This window comes from Micromonospora sp. URMC 106 (assembly GCF_051386395.1).
Lineage (GTDB): Bacteria > Actinomycetota > Actinomycetes > Mycobacteriales > Micromonosporaceae > Micromonospora.
Genome location: NZ_JBPQTP010000041.1, coordinates 37,243 through 50,923, shown reverse-complemented (window position 1 = coordinate 50,923; position 13,681 = coordinate 37,243). Strand labels below are relative to the sequence as shown.

At 73.9% G+C, this 13,681-nt stretch carries 14 protein-coding genes; 6 read left to right on the top strand and 8 right to left on the bottom strand.

What is annotated here, in order from left to right:
- Window positions 1-221 precede the first annotated feature (221 nt).
- Window positions 222-410, top strand: coding sequence for a hypothetical protein (locus ACSNOB_RS15365; protein ID WP_393109292.1), 189 nt, complete (start codon window positions 222-224; stop codon window positions 408-410).
- A 33-nt stretch (window positions 411-443) separates the two neighbouring features.
- Here ACSNOB_RS15365 and ACSNOB_RS15360 read toward each other — a convergent pair whose 3' ends face one another.
- Genes ACSNOB_RS15360 through ACSNOB_RS15345 form a run of 4 tightly spaced genes read right to left on the bottom strand, consistent with a single transcriptional unit; the run spans window position 444 to window position 3,609 of the window.
- Window positions 444-893, bottom strand: a complete 450-nt coding sequence (locus ACSNOB_RS15360; RefSeq protein WP_436687241.1) for an RrF2 family transcriptional regulator — start codon at window positions 891-893, stop codon at window positions 444-446.
- 1 nt (window position 894) lies between these two features.
- The gene (locus tag ACSNOB_RS15355) at window positions 895-1,779 is read right to left on the bottom strand and encodes an ABC transporter permease (protein ID WP_436687240.1); all 885 of its coding nucleotides are present in this window, start codon (window positions 1,777-1,779) and stop codon (window positions 895-897) included.
- Window positions 1,769-2,548, bottom strand: coding sequence for an ABC transporter ATP-binding protein (locus ACSNOB_RS15350; RefSeq protein WP_393109298.1), 780 nt, complete (start codon window positions 2,546-2,548; stop codon window positions 1,769-1,771). The genes ACSNOB_RS15355 and ACSNOB_RS15350 overlap by 11 nt, the downstream gene beginning before the upstream one ends.
- Window positions 2,545-3,609, bottom strand: coding sequence for an ABC transporter substrate-binding protein (locus ACSNOB_RS15345; protein WP_436687239.1), 1,065 nt, complete (start codon window positions 3,607-3,609; stop codon window positions 2,545-2,547). Before ACSNOB_RS15345 ends, ACSNOB_RS15350 begins: the two co-directional genes overlap by 4 nt.
- Window positions 3,610-3,872: 263 nt before the next feature.
- On the opposite strand from ACSNOB_RS15345, the gene ACSNOB_RS15340 reads away from it, so the two are divergent.
- The 3 genes from ACSNOB_RS15340 (at window position 3,873) to nudC (ending at window position 7,577) form a co-directional block, all read left to right on the top strand.
- Window positions 3,873-5,183, top strand: a complete 1,311-nt coding sequence (locus ACSNOB_RS15340) for a M16 family metallopeptidase (protein ID WP_436687238.1) — start codon at window positions 3,873-3,875, stop codon at window positions 5,181-5,183.
- A 115-nt stretch (window positions 5,184-5,298) separates the two neighbouring features.
- Window positions 5,299-6,642 (top strand): M16 family metallopeptidase, encoded by a 1,344-nt coding sequence (locus ACSNOB_RS15335; protein ID WP_436687237.1) that lies wholly within the window; start codon window positions 5,299-5,301, stop codon window positions 6,640-6,642.
- The gene (nudC, locus tag ACSNOB_RS15330; RefSeq protein ID WP_436687236.1) at window positions 6,639-7,577 is read left to right on the top strand and encodes an NAD(+) diphosphatase; all 939 of its coding nucleotides are present in this window, start codon (window positions 6,639-6,641) and stop codon (window positions 7,575-7,577) included. The genes ACSNOB_RS15335 and nudC overlap by 4 nt, the downstream gene beginning before the upstream one ends.
- Before the next feature lie 173 nt (window positions 7,578-7,750).
- Here nudC and ACSNOB_RS15325 read toward each other — a convergent pair whose 3' ends face one another.
- From ACSNOB_RS15325 to ACSNOB_RS15315, 3 genes are all read right to left on the bottom strand, one after another.
- A complete protein-coding gene (locus ACSNOB_RS15325) occupies window positions 7,751-8,026 on the bottom strand; it encodes a hypothetical protein (protein WP_436687235.1) in 276 nt (91 codons plus the stop codon).
- Between the two features lie 215 nt (window positions 8,027-8,241).
- On the bottom strand, window positions 8,242-8,478 hold the full coding sequence (locus ACSNOB_RS15320) for a DUF397 domain-containing protein (protein WP_393109310.1): 237 nt from the start codon (window positions 8,476-8,478) through the stop codon (window positions 8,242-8,244).
- A 72-nt stretch (window positions 8,479-8,550) separates the two neighbouring features.
- The gene (locus tag ACSNOB_RS15315) at window positions 8,551-9,531 is read right to left on the bottom strand and encodes a helix-turn-helix domain-containing protein (RefSeq protein ID WP_436687234.1); all 981 of its coding nucleotides are present in this window, start codon (window positions 9,529-9,531) and stop codon (window positions 8,551-8,553) included.
- 227 nt (window positions 9,532-9,758) lie between these two features.
- Here ACSNOB_RS15315 and ACSNOB_RS15310 point away from each other — a divergent pair, with 227 nt between their 5' ends.
- Window positions 9,759-11,078 carry an MFS transporter gene (locus tag ACSNOB_RS15310; protein WP_436687233.1) on the top strand — a complete coding sequence of 440 codons (1,320 nt, stop codon included), beginning with the start codon at window positions 9,759-9,761 and terminating at the stop codon, window positions 11,076-11,078.
- A 99-nt stretch (window positions 11,079-11,177) separates the two neighbouring features.
- Here the strand turns inward: ACSNOB_RS15310 and ACSNOB_RS15305 are convergent, their stop codons facing one another.
- Entirely contained in the window at window positions 11,178-11,420 is a 243-nt protein-coding gene (locus tag ACSNOB_RS15305; RefSeq protein ID WP_350682269.1) for a mycoredoxin, read from the bottom strand.
- A 92-nt stretch (window positions 11,421-11,512) separates the two neighbouring features.
- Here ACSNOB_RS15305 and ACSNOB_RS15300 point away from each other — a divergent pair, with 92 nt between their 5' ends.
- Window positions 11,513-13,672: an ATP-dependent DNA helicase UvrD2 gene (locus ACSNOB_RS15300; RefSeq protein WP_436687232.1), complete on the top strand. Its 2,160-nt coding sequence runs from the start codon at window positions 11,513-11,515 to the stop codon at window positions 13,670-13,672.
- Window positions 13,673-13,681: the final 9 nt, after the last annotated feature.

Sequence of the window (13,681 nt, the reverse complement as noted above, 5' to 3'; positions counted from 1 at the left end):
ACTCACGCACCGCGCCCGAGCCGACGTCACCCGCCATGGTCACCCCTCCTGCGCCGGGGCGGCCGTGACCGTGTGTGAGCATTTGCCGCACAGTTTCGCCGGCTGAGTCCGGAATCAGCAGACGTTGCGTCCGATCGGCGACTGTTCCGGCGGCCGGTCGTGGTGGAAGCTGACGGCGGGGGAAGACCCGGGCGGGACCGCCCGGCGCAGGAGGGGTGACCATGGCGGGTGACGTCGGCTCGGGCGCGGTGCGTGAGTTGCTGCTGGTGCTCGCGGTCGCGTTCGTCGGGCTGCTGCTCGCCATGGTCGCGGTCTTCACACCGTGGCACGCCACCCCGGACGGGGCGGCGCCGGCCGCTCCCGTCGAGCTGCGCAGCCCGACCGGAGGGCCGACCAGCATCGCGGGCTGAGCCGGCCGGGCCACCCTTGTCGAGGGTCGAGGGTCAGCGGGTGGGGAGCTGCTCCCCGCCGGGCGCCGGTTGCTCCGCGCCCAGCAGGTCGGCGAGGGTGGTCCCGTCGACCACCAGGGCGACCGCCCCGTGCACGGCCAGCCAGACGTCCCGCAGGCCGGTCGCCGCGCCCTGGTAGCCGGCCCGCTCGGCCGGCAGCCCGCGGACGGTCGTGAGTGATCCGCCGACCGCCCGGAGCACGTCGCCGACGCTGATCTCGGTCGCGGGGCGGGCGAGGGTGTACCCGCCCTCCGTCCCGCGGTGGCTGAGCAGCAGGCCGGCCCGGCGCAGGTCGACCAGGATGCCCTGGAGGAAGCTGAGCGGGATGTCCTGGCGGCCGGCCAGGGTGGCGGCCTTGACCAGCCCGCCGCCGCCCACCGGGTCGGTGGCGGCGACGGCGAGCATGGCCCGGAGCGCGTAGTCGCTGCGCGCGGAGACGTACATGTCACTGACCGGCCTGGTCCAGTACGCCCCAGCGGCGTCGGATCGCCTTGTCTGCGGCGCCGAACGCGGCGTCGACCACCAGGCCCAGCACCAGGATCACGATCATGGTGGCGATCAGCCAGGGGGAGTCCGAGAGCTCCCGCGAGTAGGTCAGCTGCGCGCCCAGCGAGGTCTGCGAGATGCCGACCACGATCAGCTCGCCCGCCATCAGGCTGCGCCAGGAGAACGCCCAACCCTGCTTGAGGCCGGCCACGATGGCCGGCAGCGCGGCGGGCGCGATGACGTACCGGTACAGGTTCAGTCCCCGCGCGCCGAGGTTGCGCCCGGCGCGCAGCAGCAGCGGCGGCACGTAGTCCACTCCGGCGATCACGCCGTTGGCGATGGACGGCGCGGCGCCGAGCACCACCACGAAGAAGATCGCCTTCTCGCTCAGCTCGAAGAGCAGGATCGCCAGCGGGAACCAGGCGATCGACGGCATGGTCTGCAGCGCGGTGATCATCGAGCCGATCGCGGCCCGCAGGATCCGCGACCGGGCCACCGCGAGCCCGAGCAGCAGGCCCACGGCGACCGAGAAGAGGTAGCCGACGGCCGCCCGGCGCAGGGTGGTGGCGAGCCCGTCCCAGAGCTGCACGCCGCTGACCTGCCGCAGCAGTTCCTGCCCCACGGCGACCGGGCCGGGCAGCGCGTACTCGGGCTTCCAGCCGGTCCAGACCACGACCTGCCAGGCGCCGACGGCGATGCCGAGCGCGGCCAGCTTCGGCCAGGCCGCCGCCCAGAGCCGGGCGGCCCGTGGCCGGCTCTCCTCCCGGCCGGCCAGATCGAGGGCGTCCAGCCCGGAGATCTCCGCGTCGGTGCGGCCGACGGCGGCGAGGGTGTCACCGGCCATGGCGGCCCACCTCCGTACGCAGGCGGTCGGTGACCTCGGCGGCGATCGCGGCGACCTCGGGGGAGTCGATGCGTCGCGGCCGGGGCACGTCGACCGGGGTGGACCAGATGATCCGGCCGGGCCGGCTGGAGAGCAGGATGATCCGGTCGGCGAGCCGGGCCGCCTCCCGGACGTTGTGCGTCACGAAGAGGACGGTGAGTCGACGCTCGGCCCAGATCCGTTCCAACTCGTCGTGCAGGATGTCCCGGGTCATCGCGTCCAGCGCGCCGAACGGCTCGTCCATCAGCAGCACCGGGGTGTCCAGGGCGAGGGTGCGGGCCAGCGCCACCCGCTGGCGCATGCCGCCGGAGAGCTCGTGCGGGCGTTTGCGGCCGAAGTCGGCCAGGTGCACCGTGCCCAGCAACTCGGCGACCCGCTCGCGGCGTGCGGCCCGGGACAGCCGGCGCAGCTTCAACGGCACCTCGACGTTGCCCTCGACGGTCAGCCACGGGAAGAGGGCCGGCTCCTGGAACATCAGTCCCGGCTCGACCCCCTCGTCGAGGTCGATCCGTCCGCCGCTGGGACGGTCGAGGCCGGCGACGAGGTTGAGCAGGGTGCTCTTGCCGCAGCCGGAGGCCCCGACCAGGCAGACGAACTCGCCGGGCGCGACGTCGAGGGAGACCCCGTCCAGGGCGAGGACGGCGTTCGCCCCGCGCCCGTACACCTTGGTGACGCCGTGCAGCGCGACCGGGCCGGTCGCGCCGCGTGGCGTCGTCGCGGTCGACGTCATGGTTGGACGACCTCGGTCTTGCCCTGGCCCTTGAGCACCTCGTTGAGGTGGGTCAGGTCGTAGAGCCCGTCGAGGCTGACCGGCTGGGTCAGCCCGACCGCGACGGCGTGGTCGAGCCCGGTCTTCAGCGACGAGGCGATCGGGTCGTTGGTGAACTCCAGCGTCGGCCAGGCCTGCTTGATCAGCTTGAGGTCCAGCGGCTTGCCGCTGATCTTCCCGATGTGGTCGGAGATGGCCTGCTGCGCCTCGTCGGGCCTGCCGTTGACGAACTCGTTCGCCGCCACCTGCCCCTCCACCAGCTTCTTCACCACGTCGGGGTGGGCCTTGAGGAACTTCGTGCTGACGATCAGGTTCGTGATCACGAACTTGCGGTCCGGCCAGAGGTCCCGCTCGTCGACGAGCACCTTGCCCCCGGCGTTGACCAGCCGGGAGACGAACGGCTCGGGCACCCAGGCACCGTCGATGGCCCCGCTGCCGAACGTCTCCACCGTCTGGGCGTTCTCCTGCGGGATGATCTTGACGTCGCCGCCGCCCTCCTTGGTCGTGGTGAGGCCCTTCTCCTTGAGCCAGTAGCGGATCGCCACGTCCTGGGTGTTGCCGAGCTGGGGGGTGGCGATCTTCCTGCCCCGGAGCTGCTCCACCGAGGTGATGTCGGGCTTCACCACGAGCGCCACGCCGCCGGAGGCCGCACCGGAGACGACGCGGACCGCCTCGCCCTTGGACTTCGAGAAGGCGTTCACGGTCGGGTTCGGGCCGATGTACGTGGCGTCGAGCGCGCCGGAGAAGATCGCCTCGATCGCGGCGGGGCCGGCGTTGAAGGTCTTCGTCTCCAACGTGACGCCGGTGCCGAGCTTCTCGGCGAATATGCCCTTCTCCACGCCGACGACCGCCGGCGCGTGGGTGATGTTGGGGAAGTAGCCGAGCCGCAGGGTCACCGGGCCGGAGCCGCCACCCGCGCTGTCGCTGTCGTCGCCGCAGGCGGCGGCGGTGCCCAGGGTCGCCGCGCCGACGACGGCGAGGGTGGCCAGGGAGACCAACCGACGCAAGGGGAGCCGTCTCATCGTCCATCCAATCCGCAGTATTCCTACTTAGTTGGTAGGAAGAGTGGGTCAGGCGGTGAGCTTGCGTCAAGGCCCAACCACATGGCGGGATCCGCATCCCGGGAAAGTCGGCAACCTCTACTGGTTCAATGGGTTTTGCGGCCTGTGTGGCCGGCGTCGTCCCCGGTCGTCGGGGGCGGCGGTCGAACGGGCGGGGACGCCGGTCGGGGCGGCTGGCGGAAGGTCGGCGGTGGCACGGGTGCCGACGCGCTAGGGTCGATCCCGTGGCGGCGCGGAGATCCAGAATTCCAGCGACGAAGTACCCGGTCGAGCGGTTCACCCTCGACAACGGCCTGCGGGTGGTCCTGACCCCCGACCGCAGCGCCCCGGTGATCGGGGTGGCGGTGGTCTACGACGTCGGCATCCGTTCCGAGCCCGAGGGGCGCACCGGCTTCGCCCACCTCTTCGAGCACCTGATGTTCCAGGGCTCGGAGAACCTGGAGAAGCTGGCCCACTTCCGGCACGTGCAGGGGGCGGGCGGCACCTTCAACGGCTCCACCCACCTCGACTACACCGACTACTTCGAGACGCTGCCGAGCAACGCGCTGGAGCGGGCGCTGTTCCTGGAGGCCGACCGGATGCGCGGCCCCCGGCTGACCGAGGAGAACCTGCGCAACCAGGTCGACGTGGTCAAGGAGGAGATCCGGGTCAACGTGCTCAACCGGCCGTACGGCGGCTTCCCCTGGCTGACCCTGCCACCGGTCATGTTCGACACGTTCCCGAACGCGCACGACGGCTACGGCTCCTTCGTCGACCTGGAGTCGGCCACCGTCGGCGACGCCGCCGACTTCTTCCGCCGCTACTACGCCAGCGGCAACGCGGTGCTGGCGGTCAGTGGTGACATCGACGTCGCCGAGGCGACCGCGCTGATCGAGCGGCACTTCGGCGACGTGCCGGCCCGGCCCGCGCCGGAGCGGCCCGACTTCGCCGAGCCCGACCTGACCGCGGAGCGGCGCACCTCGTACACCGACAAGCTGGCCCCGCTGCCGGCGGTGGCCGGCGCCTGGCGGGTGCCCGACCCGGTCACCGACTTCGCCGGTTACCTGCCGTACGTCGTGCTGGCCGAGGTGCTCACCGACGGCGACGCCTCCCGGCTGGTGGAGCGGCTGGTCCAGCGGGACCGGGCGGTGACCAGCCTCGGCGGGTACCTCGGCTTCATGGGCGACCCGTTCGACGTGCGGGACCCGACGGCCCTGCTGCTCCAGGCGCACCTGCCACCCGGCGGGGACGTGGACAAGGTGCTGCGCACCATCGACGAGGAACTGGACCGGCTGGCCACCGACGGGCTGACCGAGGGGGAGCTGGCCCGCACCCAGGCCCGCATGGCGACCCACCTGCTGCGCGACACCGACGCGGTGCTCACCCGGGCGCTGCGGATGGCCGTGCTGGAGCAGCAGCGCGGCGAGCCGGGCCTGCTCAACGAGCTGCCCCGGCTGGTCGGCGAGGTCACCGAGGAGCAGGTCCGGGCGGCCGCCGCCACCCTGCGGCCGGAGCGCCGCGCGTCCATCGAGGTCATCGCCGGAGGCGCCAGGTGAGCGCGAGGAGTGAGCCGGGGTCGCGGGCCGCGCAGTCGCGAACGAAGGAAGACCAGTGGGCGCGAGGAGCGAGCCGGGGTCGCGCGCCGCGCGGTCGCGGACGAAGGGTGGCCAGGTGACGGCAACCGCACAGGCCGGGCCGCGGGCGCTGCCCCCGCTCGGCCCGAACCGCAGGCTCAAGCTGCCGAAGCAGGCCGAGCGCACGCTCGGCAACGGGCTGACCGTCATCGCCGTACGCCGGCCGGCGGTCCCCCTGGTCGAGCTGCGGCTCTGGATGCCCTTCGGCCGGGCCCACCTGGCCCGGGGCGCGATGCTCGCGCAGACCCTGCTCTCCGGCACGGAGGCCATGACCAGCGTGCAGCTCGCCGCCGAACTGCAGAAGGTCGGCGGCGGGCTCTCCGCCGGGATCGACCCGGACCGGCTGATGCTCTCCGGCGCCGGCCTGGTCACCGGGCTGGACCGGATGCTGGAGCTCCTCGCCGAGGTGCTCACCGGCGCGACCTACCCGAACGACGACGTGGCCACCGAGCGGGACCGGCTGGTCGACCGGATCCAGGTGGCGCGGAGCCAACCGGGGCACCTGGCCCGCACCGCCCTGCTCAAGCGGGTCTACGGCAAGCACCCCTACGCGGTGCAGACCCCGGACCCGGAGGCGGTCCGCGCGGTCCGGCCGGGCGCGCTGCGTACCCTGCACGCCCAGCGGGTGCACCCCGCCGACGCGGTGCTGGTGCTCGTCGGCGACGTGCAGCCGGAGCGGGCGCTGGACGCCGCCGAGAAGGCCCTGTCGGGGTGGAACGGCGCCGGGCACACCGCCGACCTGCCGCCCGCCCCGCCGCTGGAGCCCGGGCCGCTGCTGCTGGTCGACCGGCCGGGTTCGGTGCAGTCCTCGCTGCGGATCGCGCTGCCGGCGGTGCCCCGCACCCATCCCGACCACGCCGCGCTGCAACTGGTCAACCTCGTCTTCGGTGGCTACTTCTCCTCCCGCTGGGTGGAGAACATCCGCGAGGACAAGGGCTACACGTACGGGCCGCACTCGCTGGTCGAGCACTCGGTGGCCGGGTCGGTGCTGGTCGCCGCCGCCGAGGTGGCCACCGAGGTCACCGGGCCGGCGCTGCTGGAGACGACGTACGAGCTGGGCCGGCTGGCCACCCTCCCACCCCGCGAGGACGAGCTGGAGCAGGCCCGCCAGTACGCGCTCGGCACCCTCCAGCTCGGCATGTCCACCCAGGCCGGGCTCGCCTCGCTGACCAGCGCGTACGCCGGCAACGGGCTGCGCCTGGACTTCCTGGCCGAGCACGCCGCCCGGCTGGCGAAGGCCACCGTGGCCGACGTGGCCGAGGCGGCGGCCCGCTACCTCGCCCCGGCCCGGGCGGTGACCGTGGTGCTGGGTGACGCCGAGCGGGTCGCCCCCCAGTTGGCGGCGCTCGCGCCGGTCGTCACCGAGCCGGCGCGGCCGTGAGCGGGGAGGCCGCGCCGCCGCTGGCCCGCTCCACGCTGGACCGGGCGGCGCACCGGCGCACGGATCCGGGGTGGCTCGCGCAGGCGTGGGCCCGGGCCCGGGTGCTGGTGCTCGACTCCAGCGACGAGGGCCGGGCGCTCGTGCGCGCCGACACGTCACCGCCGGCGCTCGTGCTGGTCGACTCCGCCGACCTGCCGGAGGGGGCGTCCCCGATGTTCCTCGGCGTCGAGCCGGACGGGGTGCCGGTCTTCGCCGTGGACGCCCCACTGCCGACGGTGCCCGGGGCCCGGCCGACGCACCTGCGCGAGGTCGGCCACCTGCTCGGCGACCGGGACGCCGGGCTGTTCACCACCGCGCTGGCGCTGGTCAACTGGCACCTACGGCACCGCTACTCGTCGGTCACCGGGCAGCCGACCGAGGTTGACGAGGCCGGCTGGAGCCGCGTCGACCGGGCCGGGGAACGGATCTGGCCGCGTACCGACCCGGCGATGATCGTGCTGGTGCACGACGGCGTGCCGGGCCCGGCCGGGCGGTGCCTGCTCGGCAACAACGCCACCTGGCCACAGACCCCCGGCCAGCGCCGCTTCTCGTGCCTCGCCGGCTACGTCGAGCCGGGGGAGTCGGCCGAGGCCGCCGTGCTGCGCGAGGTCCGCGAGGAGGTCGGCGTCCCGGTCGCCGACATCGCGTACGCGGGCAGCCAGGCCTGGCCGTTCCCCGGCTCGCTGATGCTGGGCTTCCTCGCCACCGCCGACCCCGAGCACCCGGTGCAGGTCGACCCGGCGGAGATCGCGTACGCCCGGTGGTTCAGCCGCAACGAGATCGGGGCCGCCCTGGCGGGGCGGCCGGTGGAGGTCGGCGGCGCCCGGCTGGTGCTGCCGCCGCCGTCGTCGATCGCGCTGTTCCTGATCCACCGCTGGCTCGACGGGCACTGCTGACCCGTCCGCCGTCAGGCCGGCCCGGCCGGTGGACCGGGGCCGTCGTGCGGCCCCGGCCCGTGGCCGCCGTTGCCGCGACGGTCACGGGCCGGGGACACGGGCCGTCGTGGTCGGCTGGGGCATGGAACGCGGCGGGGGAGCCGGTCCGGCCACGACGGACGTCCCTGCGCGGGTCAGCTGCCGCGGTCGTCGGGCGCGGCCCGCCAACGGCGGGTCGGCTCGTCGAGCGGGAGCACCTTGACCCGCTGCTTTCCGGAGCGGACCGAGCCCACGGTGGACAGTGCGCGGGCCAGCAGCAGCGCGGCGTCGCGGTCCTCGGCGTGCACGATCTGCCGGCGCGGTTCGGGCGCGGTGGTCTCGTCCCGCAGGTGGCCACCGCGCGCCCAGGCGGCGGCGATGTCCACGTCGCAGGCGGCGCGGATGTCGGTGCGAACGATCAGGAAACGCATCTGGGTCTCCGGATGAACCGCGACGGTTGAGAACGGGTGGAAGTTCCACGTCACTCTGCCGTCATGTTACGCCGCGCGAGGGTCTCAGCAAGTGAAACGCGACTATCGGTCCGGAGCCTCGTCCGATCAGCGGATGCCTGGTCAGCGCGGGCGTCGGGGCGGGAACGCGACGGGGCCGCCGGCGGCGTGCCGGCGGCCCCGCGACGGTCGGGGGATCAGTTCAGATCGAACTGTCCGTTCTTCGCGCCGGCGATGAAGCCCAGCCAACCCGCCCGGTTGAACAGCAGCACCGGGCCGCCCTGGTCCTTGCTGTCCCGCAGGGCCACCGCGGCCGGCCCCGTCCCCAGTGGCGCGACCTCGACGCAGTTCGAGGTCTGGCTGCGCGTGCTCTTGCGCCACGGGGCGTCGGCGAGGTGCGTACGGAGGGACGGCGTGTTGCGGATCTCGTTCATCGTTTCACTCCTGAGGTGAACTGCACCGATGGAACGAGTGGCGGCGCACGGCCCGACGGTGGTCCCCCGTGATCACCGTTCCGTCAGACGCCCGGAGTGCCGGCGGCGCTGGGTCGGCGCCGTTGCCGAGCCGTACGCCACCGTGGACGCGGCCGCCGTACCGGGCAGCCGTCCCGTCGCCTCGATCAGCCAGGAGAGGGTGTCCGATGCGGAGAGTGCCGCCGTGCATAACCACTCGAACACCACTTTATAGCGATTTAGTGCGTTTACCTCGGTCGACATGACGTCGGTGAAGCCACCTTCGATGGCCAGCGTCTCCGGATCGAGCGGGTCCGCGAACCGGTAGACGGAGAACGCCGTCGGCGGGAGGTACCAGTCGCCGATCTGGGTGTCGCGGAGCAGGACGTGCAGCGTGACGTTCGGCAGCGTCGCCAGCTCGCAGAGCTGCACCAGCTGCTCGCGCAGCACCTCGGGCGGCCCGGCCCGGCCGCCGAGCGCCGCCTCCTCCAGCACCGCCGTGTAGCGCGGCGCGTCGGGGGTGCGGGTCAGCAGCGACTGGCGGGCCAGCCGGGCCCGCACCTCGGTGTCGATGTCCTCCCCGGCCTCCGGGTCGCCGGCCTCCTCGCCGACCTGGCGGGCCGACGCGATCCGCACCGACGCGTAGCCCGGTGTCTGGAGCAGGCCCGGGACCAGGACGGGGTTGTACTCGGAGATCTCCGCGCAGCCCGCCTCCAGCTCGGCGAAGCCGCGCTGCTGCTGGGTCATCACCGGGAAGTTCTTCAGCCAGCCGCGGATGTCGCCGGCCTCCTGGGTGATGCCGAGGAGCTCCTCGCGCAGCGCCCGGTCGGCGCCGTAGAGGTCGAGCAGGACGCGGACGTCGTCCGGGTCCGGACGGCTGCGGCCGTTCTCCAGGCGGGACAACTTGGACGCGGAGGCCCAGCCGATCCGCTCGATGACCTGGTCCCCGGTGAGACCGCTGACCTCGCGCAGCCGGCGCAGTTCGGTGCCCAACCTGCGGCGGCGCAGGATCGGGCTGGGTGAGGCAGGAGGCACGACGTCCTCTTTTCCCGTGGGCCGCCGCAGACGCGACGGTAACTGTATGAAATTCGCCCCCCACGGTCAGTATGGACGGCGCAACCCCCGCCGGAGGTCCCGGCGGGGGCGTGTCTCGCAGAAAAGAGGACCGTGGAAGGGCGTGGCGGCCGGTACGGCGCCGTCCCGACCCGACCGCGCGACCCCCGACCGCGCCGAGACGCGCACCACCCCCGCCGGAGGGACCCATGCGTACCGTCCTGCGCCGCCCGGAATTCCGCCTGCTCTTCGGCGGCCTGCTCGCCAGCATGGCGGCCGAGTCGATCCTGCTGCTCGCCCTCGCCATCTGGGTGAAGGACCTGACCGGGTCGGACGGGCTGGCCGGCGCCACCATCTTCGCGGTCATCGCGCCGATGACGCTGGCCCCGCTGGTCGGGTGGTTCGTCGACCGCTACCCGCGCCGCCCGTTCTTCGTGGTGGCGAACCTGGTGACGGCGGTGCTGCTCACCCCGCTGTTCGCCGTGCGGGACCGGGCCGACGTGTGGATCATCTACGCGGTGGCGGCCCTGTACGGCCTGTCGTACATCACGCTCAGCGCCGTGCTCAGCGGCCTGATCCGGCAGCTTGTGCCGCTCGACCTGCTGGCCGAGGCGAACGGCGTGCTCCAGACCGTACGCCAGGGGCTGCGGCTGATCGGCCCGCTGGCCGGCGCGGGCCTCTACGCCGCCGTCGGCGGATGGATGCTGGCCGCGATCGGCATGGTGGGCTTCCTCTCGGCGGCCGCCGTGGTCGGGGCGCTGCGGACGACGGAGACCCCACCGGCGGGGCCGGGGCTGCGCTGGCCCGCCGAGGTGGGCGCCGGGCTGCGGCACCTGGCCGGGGAGCCGGCGCTGCGCCGGGCGCTGCTCGGCTACGGGCTGGGCTCGCTGGCGATGGGCTTCAGCGAGTCGCTGATCTTCGCGTACGTCGACCGGGGGCTCGGCCGGGACGCCGCGTTCGTCGGCGTGCTGGTCACCGTGCAGGGGATCGGCGGGCTGGTCGGTGGCCTGCTCTCCCCGGCGGTGGTGCGCCGGGCCGGCGAGCTGGGCACGCTCGCGGCCGGGGTGGCGTTCTTCGGGCCGGCCTCGCTGGCGCTGACGTACCCGAACCTCTGGCTCGGTTTCGTGGCGGTGCTGCTGGCCGGGGTGTCGCTGCCGCTGACCATGGTCGGACTGCACACGCTCATCCAGCGGCGCACCCCGCCCCGGCTGCTCGGCCGGGTCGCCGCGGCCTCGGAGGCCGTGGTGAGCGGCCCGCAGGCGCTCTCCATCGGCGCCGGGGCGCTGCTCGTCGGGGCGCTGGACTACCGCCTGCTCTTCGCCCTGATCGGCCTGGCCACCCTGCTCGCCGGCGGCTACCTCTGGCACGGCCGCACCCTCAGCCGTCCCCCGGCCCCGCACCTTCCCGCCCCCCGCCGCGCGGCGGCCCTCCGCCGGTCCGCCCCGCGCCGCCCCACCACCGTCCCGGCCCCGCGCCGCCCCGTCGACCATGAGGTCGTCGTCGCGACACGCCGACGGCGCGGCCGATGATTTCTTGATCATCGGCGGTGGCGGGCCGGCGCGGCCCCGGTGCCGCCACGAGCGGCCGGCCCGGGTGGGTCGGCCGCTCGTCGGCGGGTGTGCGTCAGGTCAGGCGGACAGGCTGGCCAGGTGCTGCTTGACCTGCGTGATCGAGGGGTTGGTCAGGGCGCTGCCGTCGGCGAAGCGCAGCGTCGGGACGGTCTGGTTGCCGCCGTTGACGCTCATCACGAACTCCGCGGCCTTCGGGTCCTGCTCGATGTCGACCACCTCGTACCCGATGCCCTCCCGGTCGAGCTGCGACTTCAGCCGGTAGCAGTAGCCGCACCAGGGGGTGGAATACATCGTCAGCATGGTCAGATCCTCCAACGCTCCGCCCGGTGGCTTGCCGATCAAGCCCAGGCTAACCGCTGCAACGCCCGGGGGAGCTGAGACAATTCCTCGCTGTGGTGGTTCACTCAGCGTCCGAACGCGTGCTCGCCGGTCTGGATCCGGAGCAGCGGTCGGCGGTGACCGCCCCCGCCGGCCCGGTCTGCATCCTGGCCGGCGCCGGCACCGGCAAGACCCGGGCCGTCACCTCCCGCATCGCCCACCGGGTGCTGTCCGGGGAGATCTCCGCCCGGCACGTGCTCGCGGTGACCTTCACCGCCCGGGCCGCCGCCGAGATGCGAGCCCGGCTGTCCGTGCTCGGGGTGCCGGGCGTGCAGGCGCGGACCTTCCACGCGGCGGCCCTGCGCCAGGTGCGCTACTTCGCGCCCCGGCTCCTGGAGGGGCGGGCCATGCCCGAGCTGCTGGACAGCAAGGTCCGGCTGGTCACCCTCGCCGCGGCGAAGGCCGGCCTGCGTGCCGACCGGGCGGCCGCGCGGGACCTGGCCGGTGAGATCGAGTGGGCCAAGTCGTCGCTGGTGGAGCCGGGGGAGTACGTGGTGGCGGCGGCGAAGGCGCTGCGGGACACCCCGCACGAGCCGGCGAAGGTCGCGGACGTCTTCGCCGCGTACGAACGCCTCAAGCGCTCCAACGGCGTGATCGACTTCGAGGACATGCTGCGCGCCGCGGTCTGGGGGATCGAGGAGCACCGGGACGTCGCGGAGCAGGTCCGCGCCCAGTACCGGCACTTCGTGGTCGACGAGTACCAGGACGTCAACCCGCTCCAGCAGCGGCTGCTGGAGGCGTGGCTGGGCGGGCGGGACGACCTGACCGTGGTCGGCGACGCCAGCCAGACGATCTACTCGTTCACCGGGGCCACCTCGTCCTACCTGGTCGACTTCCCGCGCCGCTACCGGGGGGCGACGGTGGTCCGGCTGGTCCGCGACTACCGCTCCACCCCGCAGGTCGTCGGGCTGGCCAACGCGGTCATCTCGCAGGCGCGGGGCGCCGAGGCGCGGCTGCGGCTGGAGCTGGTCGGCCAGCGCCCGCCCGGTCCCGAGCCGGAGCTGCGGATCTTCACCGACGAGCCGGCCGAGGCCAACGCGGTCGCCGCCCGCTGCCGCGCGCTGGTCGACGCGGGCACCCCGGCGAAGGAGATCGCCGTGCTGTTCCGGACCAACGCGCAGTCCGAGGCGTACGAGAAGGCGCTGACCGAGGCGCAGGTGCCGTACGTGGTGCAGGGGGCGGAGCGGTTCTTCGAGCGGGCCGAGGTCCGGCAGGCCATGGTCGCGCTGCGGGCCGCCACCCGCTCGATCCCGGGGGAGACCCCGCTGCCCGTCGCCGTGGTCGAGGCGCTCGCCGCGGTCGGCTGGGCCCGCGACGCCGCCCCGGCCGGTGGCGCCGCCCGCGAGCGCTGGGAGGCGCTCGCCGCGCTGGTCCAGCTCGCCGAGGAGTACGCGGCCACCCCGCAGGTGCTGCCGATCGGGCCGGCCGCCTCGGTCGAGCGCCCGGTCACCCTGGCCGACTTCAACGACGAGCTGGCCCGCCGGGCCGCCGCGCAGCACGTGCCGACCGTCGACGGGGTGACGCTGGCCTCGCTGCACTCGGCCAAGGGGCTGGAGTGGGACGCGGTCTTCCTGGTCGGCCTCTCCGAGGGCACCCTCCCCACCACGTACGCCAAGACCGCCGAGCAGGTCGAGGAGGAGCGCCGGCTGCTCTACGTCGGCATCACCCGGGCGCGGGAGTGGCTGTGGCTGTCGTACGCCTCGGCCCGCTCGCCGGGCGGGCGGGCCCGGCGGCCGTCGCGGTTCCTGCCCCAGCTGGACCGCTCGGGCGGCACGGAGCGGGCCGGCGCCGGCCCCGGGCGGCGGCCGGAGCGCCGGCGGACCCAGATCGTGTCCTGCCGGATCTGCGGCGCCACCCTGCTCGCCGGGCCGGACCGCAAGCTCGGCCGCTGCCCCACCTGCCCGTCCGACATCGACGAGGAGCTGCACGAGCGGCTGCGCGAGTGGCGGCTGCGGGTGGCGGGCGGCCAGCGGGTCCCCGCGTACGTGGTCTTCACCGACGCCACACTGGTCGCGCTGGCCGAGCGGCGTCCGGCGCGGGCGGAGGAACTGATCGCGATCGCCGGCATCGGCCCCCGCAAGCTGGGCCTCTACGGGGAGGCGGTGCTGGCGCTGGTGGCGGGCGCGGCGGTCGACGACGTCTGCCCGGAGAAAACTTTCGAAATCTCGTCGTAAATTCGTTTG

Coding starts and splice junctions, on each gene's coding strand:
- ACSNOB_RS15350 (WP_393109298.1), bottom strand. CDS start 2,548: ATGACGTCGACCGCGACGACGCCACGCGGCGCGACCGGCCCGGTCGCG.
- ACSNOB_RS15355 (WP_436687240.1), bottom strand. CDS start 1,779: ATGGCCGGTGACACCCTCGCCGCCGTCGGCCGCACCGACGCGGAGATC.
- ACSNOB_RS15310 (WP_436687233.1), top strand. CDS start 9,759: ATGCGTACCGTCCTGCGCCGCCCGGAATTCCGCCTGCTCTTCGGCGGC.
- ACSNOB_RS15365 (WP_393109292.1), top strand. CDS start 222: ATGGCGGGTGACGTCGGCTCGGGCGCGGTGCGTGAGTTGCTGCTGGTG.
- ACSNOB_RS15305 (WP_350682269.1), bottom strand. CDS start 11,420: ATGCTGACGATGTATTCCACCCCCTGGTGCGGCTACTGCTACCGGCTG.
- ACSNOB_RS15320 (WP_393109310.1), bottom strand. CDS start 8,478: ATGAACGAGATCCGCAACACGCCGTCCCTCCGTACGCACCTCGCCGAC.
- ACSNOB_RS15325 (WP_436687235.1), bottom strand. CDS start 8,026: ATGCGTTTCCTGATCGTTCGCACCGACATCCGCGCCGCCTGCGACGTG.
- ACSNOB_RS15345 (WP_436687239.1), bottom strand. CDS start 3,609: ATGAGACGGCTCCCCTTGCGTCGGTTGGTCTCCCTGGCCACCCTCGCC.
- ACSNOB_RS15360 (WP_436687241.1), bottom strand. CDS start 893: ATGTACGTCTCCGCGCGCAGCGACTACGCGCTCCGGGCCATGCTCGCC.